Source organism: Paracidovorax oryzae ATCC 19882, from assembly GCF_000687165.1.
Lineage (GTDB): Bacteria > Pseudomonadota > Gammaproteobacteria > Burkholderiales > Burkholderiaceae_C > Paracidovorax > Paracidovorax oryzae.
Window position 1 is genome coordinate 105,985 of sequence record NZ_JMKU01000009.1, and the last position, 14,881, is coordinate 120,865.

Consider the following 14,881-nt stretch of genomic DNA (forward strand, 5'->3'; position numbering starts at 1 on the left):
CGTCGCGTTCAGCTGCCCGGTGCCGGCGCTGCCGGCCCGGAGCCCGCCGGGTGTGCACCACCTTCCTGCAGGCGCGAGACCATGATCTGGTCGATGCGGTAGCTGTCCACGTCCAGCACCTCGAACTTGTAGCCGCCCCAGTTCACGCTGTCCGTGCGGCGGGGCACGCGGCGCAGCATCACCATGAGGAAGCCCGCCAGGGTCTCGTATTCTCCGGCATGGGGCAGTTCGTCGAGGTGCAGGGCCCGCAGCACGTCGCCCACGGGCGTCACGCCGTCGATCAGCCAGGAGTTCTCGTCGCGCCGGACGATCTGCTCCTCGTCGTCCGGGCCGATCAGGTCGCCCATCACCGTGCTCATCACGTCGTTCAGGGTGACGACACCCACGACGAGGCTGTACTCGTTGACGATCACGGCGAAGTCCTCGTGCACCTGGCGGAACTGGTCCAGCACCTCCGCCAGCGAAAGGCGGTCGGGCACGATGAGCACCTTGTGCACGAGGCCTTCGTCCTTCAGGGAGATGGGCTGGTTGTTCAGCACGCGCTGGAAGAGGTCCTTGGCATCGACGTAGCCGACGACGTGGTCGATGTCCCCTTCGCACACGGGGTAGGTGGAGAAGGGCTCGGCCGCGATGCGCGCGCGGATGAGCTGGTCCGGGTCGTCGCGCAGGAAGAAGGCGATCCGGTCGCGCGGCGACATGGCGCTGCTCACGGGGCGGGAGTCGAGTTCGAACACGTTCTCTATCACCTGCTGCTCGCGGGCCGCCAGCACGCCGGCGCGGGTGCCGGCCTCCATCATGGCCAGGATGTCGTCGGACGTGATGCGGTCGTCGCGCAGTGACGACAGGCCGAGCACGCGGAACAGCAGGTCGGCGGCGCGGCTGTAAAGCCAGACGACGGGCCGCAGCACCGCCATGAGGACCGCCATGGGCCGCGCGACGAGCACGGCGAGGCGCTCGGAATTGACCATGCCCAGGCGCTTGGGGAACAGGTCGGCGAACAGGATGAAGAGCGACGTGATGGTCAGGAACGACGCCAGGAAGCCGAAGGTCTCGGCACGCGCGTCGCTGAGCCAGAACTGGAGCAGGGCGGTGAAGTGGGGACTGAGCGCGCCTTCACCCACGATGCCGCCGAGGATGGCGACGGCGTTCTGGCCCACCTGCACCACGGTGAAGTAGTCGCCCGGCTGCTCCTGCATGCGCATGACGCTCTCGGCGCGCGCCTCCCCCTCGTCGGCGAGCTGGCGCAGGCGCAGCCGGCGCGAGGCAGCCAGGGAGATCTCGGCGACGGAGAAGAAGGCGCTGGCCACGATGAGGAGGCCGATGAGGAAGAAACTTTGCGACAGGGTCATGGGACGGGCGGGCGCCGCCATGGATGTGTCGTGTGAAAGGCCGTGCGCCAGCTTTCCGAGTGTACGCGGGCCGTGCCGGCGCGGCCGTGCGGAACAGTCCAGCCGGCTTGCGCGGCGGATCAGCGGGGCATGCGGTGCACGGCGGCCCCTCCGCCGTGCCCGCGCGCCGTGCAGGAATGGCCGGCTATTGCACGAAGCCCATGCGCGGCTTGCCGGACGCGCCGCGCGGCAGGTCGGCCACCTCGACGGTGGAGCGGTGCTGCAGCCGCGCGTTGCCGAAGCCCGTCATGAGCGCCCGGCGCATCTCTCGGGGGGGCATCTGCGCCAGGATGTCCAGCACGTCGGCCTGGGGTTCGGGGTCGATCAGCCGCCCCCAGTCGTGGCCCTCGCGGATGCTTTGGTAGAGGTTGCGCGCGATGGTGCGGGCCTGCTCGGGCGAGGGCGCCTGGACCTCGAACACGTTCATGCGGTTGAGGATGGGGTCGGGGATGCCGCGCTCGTCGTTGGCGGTGGTGATCCAGATCACCTGGCTGGCGTCGATGGCGATTTCCGCGAACTCGTCGGTGAAGCTCTGGGCCGTGTCGTGCTCCAGCAGGCCGTAGAGGGCGCCCAGCGGGTCGTACTGCGCATCGGGAGCGGCCTTGTCGATCTCGTCCACCACGATGACGGGATTGGCGTATTCGCCGTCCACCAGGGCCTCGAACACCTTGCCGGGGCGCGCGCCCTTCCATTGCGAGGACGAGCCCGAAAGCAGCCATCCGGCGGTCATGGAGCTCATGGGCACGAGGTTCATGCCGGTGCCCAGCAGCTCGGCCAGCTGGCGCGCGAAGTGGGTCTTGCCGATGCCGGGAGGGCCCAGGAGCAGCATGGGCGTGACCTCCAGGCCGTCGCGGCTGTCCTGCGCGAGGGCGACGTGGCGCTTCACGTCGTCGAGCACGTCGGTGAAATTCGGAAGCTGCCCGTAGAGCCCCGCCATGTCGGGCACGCCCGAGGGCTTGACCTGGAAGCGTTCGGGACCGCGTTCGAGCATGCGCTCGTACACGGCGCGCAGCGTTTCGTATTCACGCTGGCTGCCGGCGTCCTGGAGCCGGGCGAGCTTGCGCTCCACATCGCCGGGCCGGAACACGTTGCGCAATTGGGCCACCGGCAGGCCCATCGAAGGCGATTGCGGGACAAGGCTGTGTGTCGTCGTCATGGCGCGCTCCTGGTTCGTTGGAGTGAAAGGGCACGCAACCATTCAAGCACACAACATGCCGGGTCCCAAAGATGGAAAAACCCCGTCAACCGGTAGCAGTTGTCCGACAGCCACGCCCCATGGGCCGCGCCCATCCGCAGGCGTGAAAAAGCCGCCCGTGGGGCGGCTGGATGCGGGCGGCCGGGAGGCCGCCGGGCGTCGCTCAGGCTGGTGCCTGGCCGCCGAGCACCTGCTGCAGTTCGCCGGATTCGTACATCTCCATCATGATGTCGGAGCCGCCGATGAACTCGCCCTTCACGTACAGCTGCGGGATGGTGGGCCAGTTGCTGTATTCCTTGATGCCCTGGCGGATCTCCTGGTCCTCCAGCACGTTCACCGTGGCCACGGCCTTGGGGTCCACGCCGCAGGCCTTGAGGATCTGGATGGCGCGGCCCGAGAAACCGCACATCGGGAAGCTGGCGCTGCCCTTCATGAACAGCAGGATGTCGTTGGACTTGACGAGGGCGTCGATGCGTTGCTGGGTGTTGTCGCTCATGGGTTGCTCCTGTAAGGGGCCGCGGTCGGGCGGCCATGGGGGATTATTTCACTGCGGCCCCGAAGAGGGAGGCCTGCACCATGTGGAGGCATGCGCCGGGGTTTCCAGGGGGGCGGCCGTGGCAGGCGCGCCGGGCATGCGTCCGCCCGTGCAGCGCGCATGGCCGGCGAGGTCGGCGCGGCTCTGCACCTCGGCATAGCCCGCGCTGCGCAGCAATGCCTGCACGGCCTGTGCCTGGTTCCAGCCGTGCTCCAGCAGCAGCCACCCGCCCGGGGCCAGGTGGGCGGCGGACTGCACCACGATGGTGCGGATGTCGTCCAGCCCGTCCGGCCCGCTCGCCAGGGCCTGGCGCGGCTCGTGCATCAGGGCCGCCAGGTGCGGGTCGTCTTCTTCGATGTAGGGAGGGTTGGACACGATCGCGTCGAAGGGGCCGGAAATGCCGTCCAGCCAGCTCGTGCGGACGAAGTCCACGGGCAGGTGCAGCCGCTGCGCGTTGGCCCGGGCCACCACGAGCGCGTCCGCGCTGGCATCCACGGCCAGCACCACCTGCGCGCCGGGCAGTTCGTGCCGCAGGGCCAGGGCGATGGCGCCGCTGCCCGTGCCCAGGTCCGCCACGCGCGGCGCGGGCAGGGGCCGCAGGACCTCCAGGGCCCAGTCCACCAGCGTTTCGGTGTCGGGGCGCGGATCGAGCACACGCGCATCCACCTGCAGAGGCAGGCCGTAGAACTCCTTGCGGCCCGTGAGGTAGGCCACGGGCTCGCCGGCCTGCCGGCGCGCGCAGAGGGCATCGAAACCCTCCTGCTCCGCGGCGGACAGCCGGTCCCTGTCATGGGCGAGCAGCCAGGCGCGGCCGGCATCGGGGCGGCCCAGCATGTGCAGCAGCAGCATCTGCGCATCGATGCGCGCGAGGCCGAGTGCCTGCGCGCGCGCGAGGGCCTGGGCGACCGTGGAGGGCGCCGGCGGGGGCGCTGGGGCGTGGTTCATGGCGCGGTGGGCATCAGGCCGCCGATTCCAGTTCGGCCAGCAGTTCGGCCTCGCGCGCGTGGCGCAGGGCCTCCAGCACCTCGCCCAGGTCGCCTTCCATGATGGCCAGCAGCTTGTAGAGCGTGAGGTTGATGCGGTGGTCGGTGAGGCGGCCCTGGGGGAAGTTGTAGGTGCGGATGCGGTCGGAGCGGTCGCCCGAGCCGATCAGGCCCTTGCGCAGCGCGGCCTCCTTGGCGGCGCGCTCGCTGCGCTCCTTTTCCTGGATGCGCGCCTGCAGCACCTGCAGCGCCTTGGCTTTGTTGCTGTGCTGGCTGCGGCCGTCCTGGCATTCGGCCACGATGCCGGTGGGCAAGTGGACCACGCGCACGGCGGAATCGGTCTTGTTGATGTGCTGGCCGCCCGCGCCGCTGGCGCGGAAGGTGTCGATGCGCAGGTCGGCCGGGTTCAGCGTGATCGCCTGCTGCTCGTCGGGCTCGGGCATCACGGCCACGGTGCAGGCGCTGGTGTGGATGCGGCCCTGGGTCTCGGTGGCGGGCACGCGCTGCACGCGGTGGCCGCCGGATTCGAAGCGCAGCGCGCCATAGACGCCGTCGCCTTCCACGCGCAGCACGACTTCCTTGTAGCCGCCGATCTCGTTGTCGCTGGCGCTCAGGATCTCCACCTTCCAGCCGGCCGTGGCCGCGTAGCGCGTGTACATGCGGGCCAGGTCGCCCGCGAACAGAGCGGATTCGTCGCCGCCCGTGCCGGCGCGGATTTCCAGGAAGGCGTTGCGCGCCTCGTCGGGGTCGCGGGGCAGCAGCAGGCGCTGCAGTTCGTCCTCCAGCTGCACCAGCTCGGCCTCGGCGGCGGCGATCTCCTCGCGCGCCATGTCGGCCATGTCGGGATCATGAAGCATCTCGCGAGCGCCGCCGAGGTCGGCCTCGCGCTGGCGGTAGCGCGCATAGCGGCCCGCGATCTGCGTCACCTCGGCATGCTCGCGCGAGATGGTGCGGTACTGGGCCATGTCGGACATGATGTCCTCGCGCGAGAGCAGGAAGTCGAGCTCTTCGAGGCGCTGGGCGTAGCGCTCCAGCTGGCTTCTGAGGAAGGGTTTCATTCTGGGAAGGGGGAGAAGGGCGGCTGCGGCGGTGGTTCGCAGCCTGGGCATCCGGGGCGTGGATGCGGGGGGGCCAGAGACGCTAGTGGGCCTGGCGGCACGGCGGCGGGCGCCGCTACAGGCCGCTCTTGGACTGCGAGCGCAGGAACAGGCGGGAGACGGTCTGGGCCGTCTGGGCGCGCGTGTCGGCATCGCCCGCGCGCAGTTCGGCCAGGGTGCCGTGCAGCATCTTCTGCGTGAGGCCGCGCGAGAGCGCTTCCAGCACGGCGTCCATGTCCTCGCCCCTGGCGATGAGCTTCTTGGCGCGTGCGATCTCCAGCGCGCGCCATTCGTCGGCCTGGGCGTGGATCTGCTGGATGAGCGGCACCACGCCGCCGGTCGGGCTGCGCTGGTCCATCCAGTGCATGAAGCTCTGCACGCCCGCGTCGATGATGGCTTCGGCCTGCGCGACGGCGGCCTGGCGGCTGGCCTGCGCGGTCTGCACGACGCTGGCGAGGTCGTCCACGGTGTAGAGGTAGATGTCCTCGAGCGCCTTCACCTCGGGCTCGATGTCGCGCGGCACGGCCAGGTCGACCATGAACATGGGGCGGTGGCGGCGCTTTTTGAGTGCGCGCTCGACGGCGCCAAGGCCGATGATGGGCAGGCTGCTGGCCGTGCAGCTGACCACGGCGTCGAACTCGTGCAGGCGGTCGGGCAGGTCGGCCAGGCGCATGACCTCGCCGCCGAAGCGGGAGGCGAGCTTCTCGCCGCGCTCCAGCGTGCGGTTGGCGATGGCGAGGCTCTTGGGATTCTTCGCCGCGAAGTGGGTGGCGGCGAGCTCGATCATCTCGCCCGCTCCCACGAAGAGGATGCGGATCTCGGTCAGGTCTTCGAACAGCTGCCCGGCCAGGCGCACGGCGGCGGCGGCCATGCTGATGCTGTGGGCCCCGATCTCGGTGCTGGTGCGCACTTCCTTGGCGACGGCGAAGCTGCGCTGGAAGAGCTGGTTGAGCGTGGTGCCGAGCGCGCCTGCCGTCTCTGCCGCGCGCACGGCGTCCTTCATCTGGCCGAGGATCTGGGCCTCGCCCAGCACCATCGAGTCGAGCCCGCTGGCCACGCGGAACGCATGGCGCGCGACGAGGCTTTCCTCGAGCGTGTAGGAGTGCGAGCGCAGCAGAGAAGGGCTCACGCCGCCGCTGTGGGCGAGCCAGTCGAGCGTGTGGTCCAGTGCCGTCTGCTGGCCGGCGCAGTAGATCTCGGTGCGGTTGCAGGTGGAGAGGATGGCGGTTTCCACCTGCGGATGGCGCGTGGCGCCGCCCAGCGACTGGCGCAGGCCGTGCAGCGTGGGGGCAATCTGGTCGATGGCGAACGCAAAACGGCCGCGCAGATCGAGCGGCGCGGTCGTGTGGTTGATGCCGAGGGCCCAGACTGCCATGCCCGGATTATAAAATTTCCATCCCACCCGTGTGCTTCCCCCGGCACAAGTGTCTTGATCTGCGTCATGCCTTTGCGCTATGGACCCGACTGCCGCCGCACTCCACCTGCTGAATTTCATGGCACCCGCCCTGGGCGTGGCGCTGTTGCTGGCCTGCCTGGCCGCGCTTTTCTTTCGCGGGGCGCCCCGCAGCGTCGGGTTCCTGGGGCAGGTGGCCGTGAGCTTTGCCGTGGGCCTGGGGGTGTGCGTGGCCGGGCTGGTGCTGGCGGGGCGGGACGGGAAGATGCTGACCTATGCCGCTCTGGTAGCTGCCTGCGGCACGGTGCAGTGGGTGCTGATGCGCGGCTGGCGTTGAGCGCGCTCAGTGCATGCCGCTGCCGCAGGGCTGAAGACTTCCCTGCGCCGGCCGGCCCCTCAGCACCGCGAGGCTGAGCCCGGCCGTGATCCAGGCGGCCAGCCCTCCATACAGCATCACCCAGCCGAAGCCCTGAACCACCACTTCCTGCAATGGCACCATGCTCGCGCCCGGCAGGGAGTGGCCGGCCAGCAGTTGCTGCGCGCCGGCCAGGTCGCCCCCCGCGAGCCGCCGGGCCAGCGCCTGCAGCAGGCCCGGTTCCACCGCCGGCCCCCACAGCCCGCGCAATGCGGCCTGGATGCCCGCCACCAGCACCAGGCCCATCACGGCGATGTGGATGACCAGCGTGATGAGGCGTGCGCTCACGTCCATGCCTGAGGCCATGCCGGCGCGGTGTGGCGGCACCGAGGCCGTGGTCATGTTGGTGGCCGGTGTCGTCGTCAGGCCCAGCCCGATGCCGGCGAAGAGCGCGCCGGGCAGCACGGTCCAGCCGCCCAGGTGCGCCAGCAGGCTGCCGCCCCACATCAGCATGAAGCCCAGCCCGATGATGAAGAGTCCGGAGGGGATCACCCAGGCTGCCTGGTAGCGCAGCAGCAGCCACTGCGCGACGGGAGGCATGACCAGGAACGGCACCGTATAGACCAGCAGCATCAGGCCGGTGGCCGTGGTGTCCAGGCCCACGCCGGCGCCGAAGTAGAAGGGCAGATAGATCATGAAGGGCCAGTAGCTGCAGTTCATGCCGATGCAGGCCAGGATGCCGCCCGAGAAGTCGCGGATCGTGAATACGGAGAAGTCGAACATCGGGCGGGGCTGGCTGCGTTCCACGGCGATGAATGCCGCCAGGCTGGCGGCGGCCAGGGTGGCCAGGCCGAGGGCGGCAGGGCTCTTCCAGCCGAGGCTTTCGCCCTGCATGAGGAAGCCGGTGAAGCCGAGCACCGCCAGGGTCAGCGTGCCGAGGCCGGCCCAGTCCAGCCGGTGCTCCCGTGCCTGGGGATCGCGGGACTCCGCCACGCCGGCACGGATCAGCGCCAGCGTGAGCGCCGACAGCGGTCCGTGCACCAGGAACACCCAGTGCCAGCTGGATGCCCAGACGATGGCGCTGCCGGCCACGGGGCCGAAGCCCAGCCCGACGCCGGCCACCACGCCCCAGACCGCGAAGGCGCGACCCCGCTCCCGGCCGTCGGGAAACTGGTGCGAGAGCAGGGCGATGGAGCAGATGAACATCGCGCCGCCTGCGATGCCCTGCACCAGCCGGCCCAGGATGAGCACGGGCGTGGAGCCGGCCCATCCGCACCAGAGCGATGCGAGGCCGAAGGCCAGCACGCTGAGCATGAAGACGCGGCGGCGGCCGTACCGGTCCGCCAGGGTGCCGGTCGCCATCAGCACCGTGGTGCAGCCGATGGTGTAGGCGTTCATGATCCATTGCAGGCCCTGGAAGTCGGCGTGCAGTTCCTTGTCCAGCACGGACAGGATCACGGGCACGCTGGAAATCTCCAGGCCGAACATCAGTGCGGAAAGGCAGATGGCGGCCAGCGCCAGGGGCTGGGATTTGGGACGGTGGGCAGGCATGGGAAGGGTCTCCAGAAAGCAGGCCGGAAAGGCAGGCGCCATTCTGGAAAGGCTGGCTTCATGATGCAAATGATTAAATAATGTGGGATTCAGTTAATTTTTTAATTTATAGGGCGCGATGACCATCGACACCGGATTGCTGCACACCTTCGTCGCGGTGCATCGCAACCAGGGCTTCACCCGTGCGGCCCAGCAACTGCACCTGACGCAGTCCGCCGTCAGCCACCAGATCCGGCGGCTGGAGGCGCTGGTGGGGCGGCCGCTGTTCCGCCGCACGACCCGGCGCCTGGGCCTGACGGCCGATGGCGAGGATCTGCTGCACCACGCCCAGCGCGTGCTGCAGGCACAGGAAGCGCTGGAGCGGCATTTCCGCTGCTCGCCCATCGAGGGCACCGTGCGCCTGGGGGTGCAGGAGCACTTCATGAGCGACGGCCTGCCGCAATTGCTGCACCAGTTCGCGCGCAGTTGCCCCCATGTCCGGCTGGAGGTGAGCGTGGGCCTCACGCTCGACCTGTCGGCCATGGTGCGCGAAGGGGATCTGGACCTCGCCGTGATCACCAGCACGTCGGAGGTGAGCGGCGGCATCCTGCTGCAGCGACTGCCGATGGTATGGGCGGCCGCCGAGTGCTGGGAGCGGCGGGACGGCGCATCGCTGCCGCTGGCCTATTCCCCGCTGCCTTGCGTGTGCGGCCAGATCGGGATCGGTGCGCTCGAGCGGGCCGGCATCGCCTGGCACAAGGCCTTCAGTTCGCACAGCCTGCACGACCTGCGCGCCGCCGTGCTGAGCGGCCTGGCGGTGGCCATGTTCACGAGCGACAACCTGCGTCCCGGCATGGTGCTGCTGGACGAGCGCGACGGGTTGCCGCCACTGCCCATGATGGATTACATGCTGGTGTACAGCGATGAGTCGGTGCAGGACAGCCTTGCGGCGGTGCAGGAACTGGGGCGGCTCATCGAACAGGCCGAATGGGCCTCGCAGGAGGTGACCGCCAAGGGGCTGCAGCGCGGGCGGATGGTGCGTTAGCGGCCGGAGCGGCCACCCCGCGGGTATTGCCCCTGCCTCCACGACCACTCCCGCCTTAAGCTGCCGTCTCCATACCATCGACATTCCCGGAGACTTCCCATGCGCTTGCGCACCTGGCTCACCGCCGCCGCCCTGGCCTGTATGTCCGCGGCCGTCCTGGCCCAGACCGCCTTTCCTGCCAAGCCCATCCGCGTGGTGGTCGGCTTCCCGGCCGGCGGCCCGCTGGACCAGCATGCGCGGCTGCTGACCGACAAGCTGCAGGCCGTGCTGGGCCAGCCGGTGGTGGTGGACTACAAGGCCGGGGCCGGTGGCACGGTGGGTGCGCAGGATGTGATGAAGGCCCCGCCGGACGGCCATACGCTGATGCTGGCCAATACGGGCGTGATGGTCATCAACCCGGCGCTCTACAGCAAGCTGCCGTACTCCACGCTCAAGGACTTCACGCCCATCGCGCGCACGGCGATGCAGCCGCTCGCGCTGCTGGTGAACCCGAAGCTGCCGGCGCAGAACCTGCAGGAGTTCATCGCGTACGCCCGTGCGCGGCCGGGGCAGGTGAACTTCGGCTCGGCGGGCAACGGGGGCATCAGCCACCTGGTGCCGGAGATGTTCAAGACGGCCACGGGGCTGTTCATGGTGCACATCCCGTACCGCGGCAGCGCGCCGGCCTTCACCGACCTGATGGGCGGACAGGTGCAGTTCATGGCCGAGAGCATTCCGCAGGCGGCGGCGTACCACAAGCAGGGCAAGGTGCGTGCGCTGGCCGTCACCAGCCGCGAGCGCAATCCAGCGCTGCCCGATGTGCCGACGGCGATCGAGAGCGGGCTGAAGAACTTCGAGGTGGTGGGCTTCTACGGCTTCCTGGCGCCGGCCGGCACGCCCAGGGACGTGGTGGCGAAGCTCAGCGATGCGTTCGGCCAGGTCATGCAGTCGCCCGACGTGAAAAACCGCATGGTGGCGCAGGGCGCCGACCCGGCCTTCCTGGGCGCCGATGCGTTCGCCAGCTTCCTCGCGGCGGAAATGCCGCGCTGGGCCGTGGCGGTGCAGCAGTCCGGTGCCAAGCTGGACTGAACTGCACGGAAGCAGCCGGCAGGCCTGCGGTGGTGGCCTACACCGTGCCCGGCGTGGGCGTGCCGGATGGGTCCCTGGGCTGGAGGGCGGCCGTGGCGGACAGCGGCGCCACGGCGGTGGTGGCCGGGGGCGAGAGCGCCAGGCCCGCGGCGCGCAGCGATTCGAGGATGGAGAACAGCAGGTCGCTCTTCACGCCGCCGGCGTTGCGCGGGTTGCTCACGTAGCCGATGGCCAGGAAGGTGAGGGTGCCGCTCACGATGTCTTCCAGCGTCACGCTGGGCCCGGGGCTCTCCAGGATGCTTTGGTGCGCCTTGAAGGCGTCCAGGATCAGGGCGCGCATGCGCTGCGCGTCGGTGTCCAGCGGGGCCGGCAGGCGCAGCAGCACGCGGCCCTGCGAGCCGCCCCAGGTCATGTTGCGCACGGTCTTGGTGATGAATTCCGAGTTGGGCACGATCACGGTGGAGTGGTCGCCGAGCTGGATCTCGGTGGCGCGCACGTTGATGCGGCGGATGTCGCCTTCGGTGTCGCCGAGCTTGACCCAGTCGCCCACCTTCACGGGCCGTTCCGCCAGCAGGATCAGGCCCGAGATGAAGTTCTGCACGATGGCCTGCAGCCCGAAGCCGATACCGACCGAGAGCGCGCTCGCGACCCAGGCGATGCGCTCCACGCTGATGCCCAGCGCCGCCAGGGCGGCCGCGATCACCATCACGCCGCCGAAGTAGCCCAGCAGTGTGGTGATGGAGCTGCGCATGCCCGGCTCCAGCGTGGTGCTGGGGAAGTACCGGTCGCTGAGCCAGCGCTTGATCACGCGGATGCCGATGAAGCCCGCCACGACGACGCCCAGGGCCGTCAGCAGGGCCTGCGGGGCCAGCGCGAAGTTGCCGAGGTTCAGCCCCTGGTCCATCGCGCTGCCGCGGCGGAACAGTTCGTCCGGACCGGTGCCGAAGGGGGCCAGCAGGGCGATGATGAGATAGAAGAACAGCACGACGCGCAGGGCGCCGGAGAGCACGACCGCCGCCTGGTCGAGCAGGCCCGGGTCGATGCCCATGCCCGTGTGCAGGCGCCGCCCGAAGCCGCTGCGCGAGGAGAGCAGGGCGTCGCAGAGGTCGTCCACCAACTGGTAGAGCAGGTAGGCGGTGGCGAAGGCGACGCCGCTCCAGACCATCTGCCGCGCCAGGGCCCCGGCCAGCGCGATGTAGCCGAAGGCGACCAGCAGCACCACGGCCAGGGAGGCGATGCCCGCGCAGGCGACCAGCAGGCCGACCCAGAGCGGGCGTGGCGGCGTGGCGGCCGCGGCCGGCGCAGATTCTTCGCCGCCGGCCGGCTCCTGCGCCGGTGCGGGCAGCGGCGCGTTGAGCTGCCGCACCGATGCGGCGACGACGGCCGCCACCAGCAGCGCGAAGCAGGCCTGGGCGGTGATTTCCGCGGCGAGGCTGGCGCCCACGGCGGCGTTGATTTCCGTCACCATGCCGCCGAGCGCCGCGATGATCGCGATCCACCAGGGGTAGGGGCTCAGCCGGCGGGCGAGGTCGTCGGGCAGCGAGGGCAGGCGCCAGGAACTGCGCTTGCGCGAGAGCAGGGCATGCCCCAGGCCGATGGCGAAGGCCGCGAAGACCGCGAGGCCCACGGCGGTGTGCCCGAGCCCGTCGAGCCGCTCTCCGAGGTTGTCGCCCGCGTCGAGACCGCTCAGCAGCCACTGCGCGGCGGTGCCGGTGAAGACCACGTTCGCCAGCACCGAGGCCGAGGCCAGCAATGAGCGCCGCAGCCGGCCCGCGGGCAGCTTGGCCGGCGCCAGGCGTATGAGCAGGCGCTCGCCGGCCCAGTTGCCGGCCACCAGGAGCAGCAGCGCTCCCAGCAGGCTGACGAGGAAGGTCCGGCGCCGCTCGGGTTCGAGCGCGCGCTGCGCGGCCTGTTTGGCCTCGATGGCCAGGACGGACAGGCGTTCGGTGTCGGTGGGCCACGCCGTGCGCAGGTTGCGCCAGAAGGCGGCCCCCAGGGGTGAATCGGCACGCGCGGTGAGTTCGGCCTGGAATTGCTGGCGCCGTTGGCGCAGGAGGTCGGCGCCGAGCTGTTCCGCATCGACGGCGATCAGGCGCGCGAGCTTGAGGTCCGCATCGACGGTGGCGCGCTGCTTGGCGAGGGCGCTGCGCTGCTGGACGACGTCGGGCGAATCGGCGGGCGCGCCTTTTTCGGGGGCGGGACCCAGCCCGGCGAGGCGGCTGTCCAGGTCCGCCAGGTCGGCCGTGCGGCGGGCCACCACCTGCTCGGCCGTGGTGCCCACGGCGTAGGCGTCGTTCACGAGCTTGCGGCCGTCGTCCTGGTCGCCGAGCTTGCGGGGGAGGGCCTCCAGGCGCTTGCGCAGCTCGTCCACGGAGGGCAGCGGCGCGTCGGGATCGACGACGTTCGCCGCCGCGGCTGCCGCAGCGGCCGCCGCGGCCCGGGATGCCCCCGCGCTGCTGGCGGACGCCGGGGCGGAGGCGGGCGCCTGCGGGGCGGCCTGTGCCGTGCCGGGCGGCCCTGCCAGCAGGCAGGCCGCCAGGAGGACCAGCGCCCGCGCGGAATGCGGAAGGCGCCGCAGGAATCGAATCAGGGGAAGGGAGTGAATGGTCGCGTCCATGGCTGGACCCGCGAGGGTATCACCGTGCCGCTGAGTGCCGCAGTTCCCTTCCCGCGGCGGCTACCCCTGTGCCAGCGCTCGCATCGGAGTGCGGGGTGGCTCGCGGTCCATCGGCCCGGGGTCGCGCGGCAGGCGGAAGACGGCCACCGCATCCACCAGGCTCTGCGCCTGGTGGCGCATATGGCTGGCGGCGGCTGCCATTTCCTCCACCAGCGCAGCGTTCTGCTGGGTGGTCTGGTCTATGCTGCCCACGGCGCTGCTGATCTGCGCCACGCCGGTGCTTTGCTCGCCGCTGGCCGCGGTGATGTCGCCGACGATGCCGGTGACGCTGCGGATGGCGCCCACGATCTCGCCCATGGTGGTGCCGGCGGCATCCACCAGCGCAGTGCCGCTGTGCACGCGGCCCACGCTGTCGCCGATCAGCCCCTTGATCTCGCGGGCCGCCTCGGCGCTGCGGCCCGCCAGGCTGCGCACCTCGCTGGCCACCACAGCAAAGCCGCGGCCCTGGTCGCCTGCGCGGGCCGCTTCCACGGCGGCGTTCAGCGCCAGGATATTGGTCTGGAAAGCGATGGAGTCGATCACGCCGATGATGTCGGCGATCTTCTGCGAGCTGTGCTGTATGCCCTGCATGGTCTGCACCACATCGGCCATCGCGGCGCCGCCGCGCACCGCCACCTCGCTCGCGGCCTGCGCCAGCCGATGGGCCTGCATCGCATGGTCGGCGTTCTGGCTGACCGTGCCGCTGAGTTGGCCGGTGGCGGCCGCCGTCTGCTGCAGCGCGGCGGCCTGCTGCTCCGTGCGGTCGCTCAGGTCCTGGTTGCCCTGTGCGATCTCGGCGCTGGCCGACAGCACGCGATCCGAGGTCTGCCTCACGCTGTCCACCACGACGCACAGGCTGGCCTGCATGCTGGCCAGCGACCGCATCACGGTGGCCACTTCGTCCAGTCCGCGCACGTCGATGGGCTGCGTGAGGTCGCCCCGCGCCACCGCATCGGCCACCAGGGCAGCGCGCCGCAGGGAGCGGGCGATGCCGCGGACCAGCGCCAGGCCGAAGAGCGCCGCCAGCAGCACCCCGGCTGCGATCGCACCGCCGAGAACGGCGCGCAGGGTGCCGAAGCGGGCCACGGCGAGCGCATAGTCCTGTTCCGCGAACTGCCGGCTGAGATCGACGGCCGAGGCGATGCTCTTGTCCAGCGGGGCATACAGCGCATCGAACTTGCGCACCGCCAGCACGCGGACGGCAGCGATGTCGGCGTCCTTCAGGGCGGAGAGCGCGGGGCCCAGGCCTTCCTGCATGATCTTCTGGCGCTGCTCGCCCGTCCGCTGCACCGACTCGCGCAGTTCCGGCTCCAGTGGCAGTGCCTGGATACGGGCCCAGAGCTGATCGGATAGGACCACGTTCTCCCGGGCTTCCCGAAGCGCCTGCTCGACTTTTTCGGGAGAGGGCGAGAGCAGGGCTCCCGATATGAGCTGCCGGTTGCGCGCCGTCAGGTAGCGCAGGTCGGCGATGGCGATCTGCGCCGTCAGCCGTTCCCTGTACATCGATTCGAGCGCGTGATTGGACCTGGCGATGCCGAGCAGCCCGACCGCGCCCACCGCGACCAGCAGCGCCGACAACCCGCCCAGCAGCCACAGCAGCCGTGTGGAAATCTTGAAGTTCCGCATAACCTCACCC

12 protein-coding genes are annotated in these 14,881 nt (G+C 70.3%); 3 read left to right on the top strand and 9 right to left on the bottom strand.

Going from position 1 to position 14,881, the window contains the following annotated elements; all coding sequences use genetic code 11:
* Nucleotides 1-8: 8 nt before the first annotated feature.
* The 6 genes from paeA to hemA all read right to left on the bottom strand — a co-directional run bounded on the left by paeA (nucleotide 9) and on the right by hemA (nucleotide 6,573).
* Entirely contained in the window at nucleotides 9-1,349 is a 1,341-nt protein-coding gene (gene paeA, locus T336_RS0109030; RefSeq protein ID WP_035208165.1) for a polyamine export protein PaeA, read from the bottom strand.
* A gap of 184 nt (nucleotides 1,350-1,533) precedes the next feature.
* The gene (locus T336_RS0109035) at nucleotides 1,534-2,544 is read right to left on the bottom strand and encodes an AAA family ATPase (RefSeq protein ID WP_026432296.1); all 1,011 of its coding nucleotides are present in this window, start codon (nucleotides 2,542-2,544) and stop codon (nucleotides 1,534-1,536) included.
* 202 nt (nucleotides 2,545-2,746) lie between these two features.
* Nucleotides 2,747-3,079 (bottom strand): Grx4 family monothiol glutaredoxin, encoded by a 333-nt coding sequence (gene grxD, locus T336_RS0109040; RefSeq protein ID WP_019702158.1) that lies wholly within the window; start codon nucleotides 3,077-3,079, stop codon nucleotides 2,747-2,749.
* A gap of 48 nt (nucleotides 3,080-3,127) precedes the next feature.
* Entirely contained in the window at nucleotides 3,128-4,063 is a 936-nt protein-coding gene (prmC, locus tag T336_RS0109045) for a peptide chain release factor N(5)-glutamine methyltransferase (RefSeq protein WP_026432297.1), read from the bottom strand.
* A 13-nt stretch (nucleotides 4,064-4,076) separates the two neighbouring features.
* The gene (prfA, locus tag T336_RS0109050) at nucleotides 4,077-5,159 is read right to left on the bottom strand and encodes a peptide chain release factor 1 (RefSeq protein WP_026432298.1); all 1,083 of its coding nucleotides are present in this window, start codon (nucleotides 5,157-5,159) and stop codon (nucleotides 4,077-4,079) included.
* A 115-nt stretch (nucleotides 5,160-5,274) separates the two neighbouring features.
* Nucleotides 5,275-6,573 (bottom strand): glutamyl-tRNA reductase, encoded by a 1,299-nt coding sequence (gene hemA, locus T336_RS0109055; RefSeq protein ID WP_019702155.1) that lies wholly within the window; start codon nucleotides 6,571-6,573, stop codon nucleotides 5,275-5,277.
* 79 nt (nucleotides 6,574-6,652) lie between these two features.
* On the opposite strand from hemA, the gene T336_RS0109060 reads away from it, so the two are divergent.
* Entirely contained in the window at nucleotides 6,653-6,928 is a 276-nt protein-coding gene (locus tag T336_RS0109060; RefSeq protein WP_019702154.1) for a hypothetical protein, read from the top strand.
* Between the two features lie 6 nt (nucleotides 6,929-6,934).
* On the opposite strand, the gene T336_RS0109065 is transcribed toward T336_RS0109060, so the two are convergent.
* Nucleotides 6,935-8,497 carry an MFS transporter gene (locus T336_RS0109065; protein ID WP_026432299.1) on the bottom strand — a complete coding sequence of 521 codons (1,563 nt, stop codon included), beginning with the start codon at nucleotides 8,495-8,497 and terminating at the stop codon, nucleotides 6,935-6,937.
* Between the two features lie 118 nt (nucleotides 8,498-8,615).
* Between T336_RS0109065 and T336_RS0109070 the strand changes: the two genes are divergently transcribed.
* Both T336_RS0109070 and T336_RS0109075 read left to right on the top strand, forming a co-directional pair.
* A complete protein-coding gene (locus tag T336_RS0109070; RefSeq protein WP_026432300.1) occupies nucleotides 8,616-9,521 on the top strand; it encodes a LysR family transcriptional regulator in 906 nt (301 codons plus the stop codon).
* Nucleotides 9,522-9,620: 99 nt separating this feature from the next.
* A complete protein-coding gene (locus tag T336_RS0109075) occupies nucleotides 9,621-10,589 on the top strand; it encodes a Bug family tripartite tricarboxylate transporter substrate binding protein (protein WP_026432301.1) in 969 nt (322 codons plus the stop codon).
* Nucleotides 10,590-10,626: 37 nt separating this feature from the next.
* Here T336_RS0109075 and T336_RS0109080 read toward each other — a convergent pair whose 3' ends face one another.
* Together T336_RS0109080 and T336_RS27500 are read right to left on the bottom strand one after the other, a co-directional pair.
* Nucleotides 10,627-13,206 carry a DUF3772 domain-containing protein gene (locus T336_RS0109080; protein ID WP_026432302.1) on the bottom strand — a complete coding sequence of 860 codons (2,580 nt, stop codon included), beginning with the start codon at nucleotides 13,204-13,206 and terminating at the stop codon, nucleotides 10,627-10,629.
* A 60-nt stretch (nucleotides 13,207-13,266) separates the two neighbouring features.
* Entirely contained in the window at nucleotides 13,267-14,871 is a 1,605-nt protein-coding gene (locus T336_RS27500; RefSeq protein ID WP_026432303.1) for a methyl-accepting chemotaxis protein, read from the bottom strand.
* Nucleotides 14,872-14,881 lie beyond the last annotated feature (10 nt).

Excerpts from the sequence above, each read along its gene's own strand:
- paeA (WP_035208165.1), bottom strand. The coding sequence starts at position 1,349 with ATGACCCTGTCGCAAAGTTTCTTCCTCATCGGCCTCCTCATCGTGGCC.
- T336_RS0109035 (WP_026432296.1), bottom strand. The coding sequence starts at position 2,544 with ATGACGACGACACACAGCCTTGTCCCGCAATCGCCTTCGATGGGCCTG.
- grxD (WP_019702158.1), bottom strand. The coding sequence starts at position 3,079 with ATGAGCGACAACACCCAGCAACGCATCGACGCCCTCGTCAAGTCCAAC.
- prmC (WP_026432297.1), bottom strand. The coding sequence starts at position 4,063 with ATGAACCACGCCCCAGCGCCCCCGCCGGCGCCCTCCACGGTCGCCCAG.
- prfA (WP_026432298.1), bottom strand. The coding sequence starts at position 5,159 with ATGAAACCCTTCCTCAGAAGCCAGCTGGAGCGCTACGCCCAGCGCCTC.
- hemA (WP_019702155.1), bottom strand. The coding sequence starts at position 6,573 with ATGGCAGTCTGGGCCCTCGGCATCAACCACACGACCGCGCCGCTCGAT.
- T336_RS0109060 (WP_019702154.1), top strand. The coding sequence starts at position 6,653 with ATGGACCCGACTGCCGCCGCACTCCACCTGCTGAATTTCATGGCACCC.
- T336_RS0109065 (WP_026432299.1), bottom strand. The coding sequence starts at position 8,497 with ATGCCTGCCCACCGTCCCAAATCCCAGCCCCTGGCGCTGGCCGCCATC.
- T336_RS0109070 (WP_026432300.1), top strand. The coding sequence starts at position 8,616 with ATGACCATCGACACCGGATTGCTGCACACCTTCGTCGCGGTGCATCGC.
- T336_RS0109075 (WP_026432301.1), top strand. The coding sequence starts at position 9,621 with ATGCGCTTGCGCACCTGGCTCACCGCCGCCGCCCTGGCCTGTATGTCC.
- T336_RS0109080 (WP_026432302.1), bottom strand. The coding sequence starts at position 13,206 with ATGGACGCGACCATTCACTCCCTTCCCCTGATTCGATTCCTGCGGCGC.
- T336_RS27500 (WP_026432303.1), bottom strand. The coding sequence starts at position 14,871 with ATGCGGAACTTCAAGATTTCCACACGGCTGCTGTGGCTGCTGGGCGGG.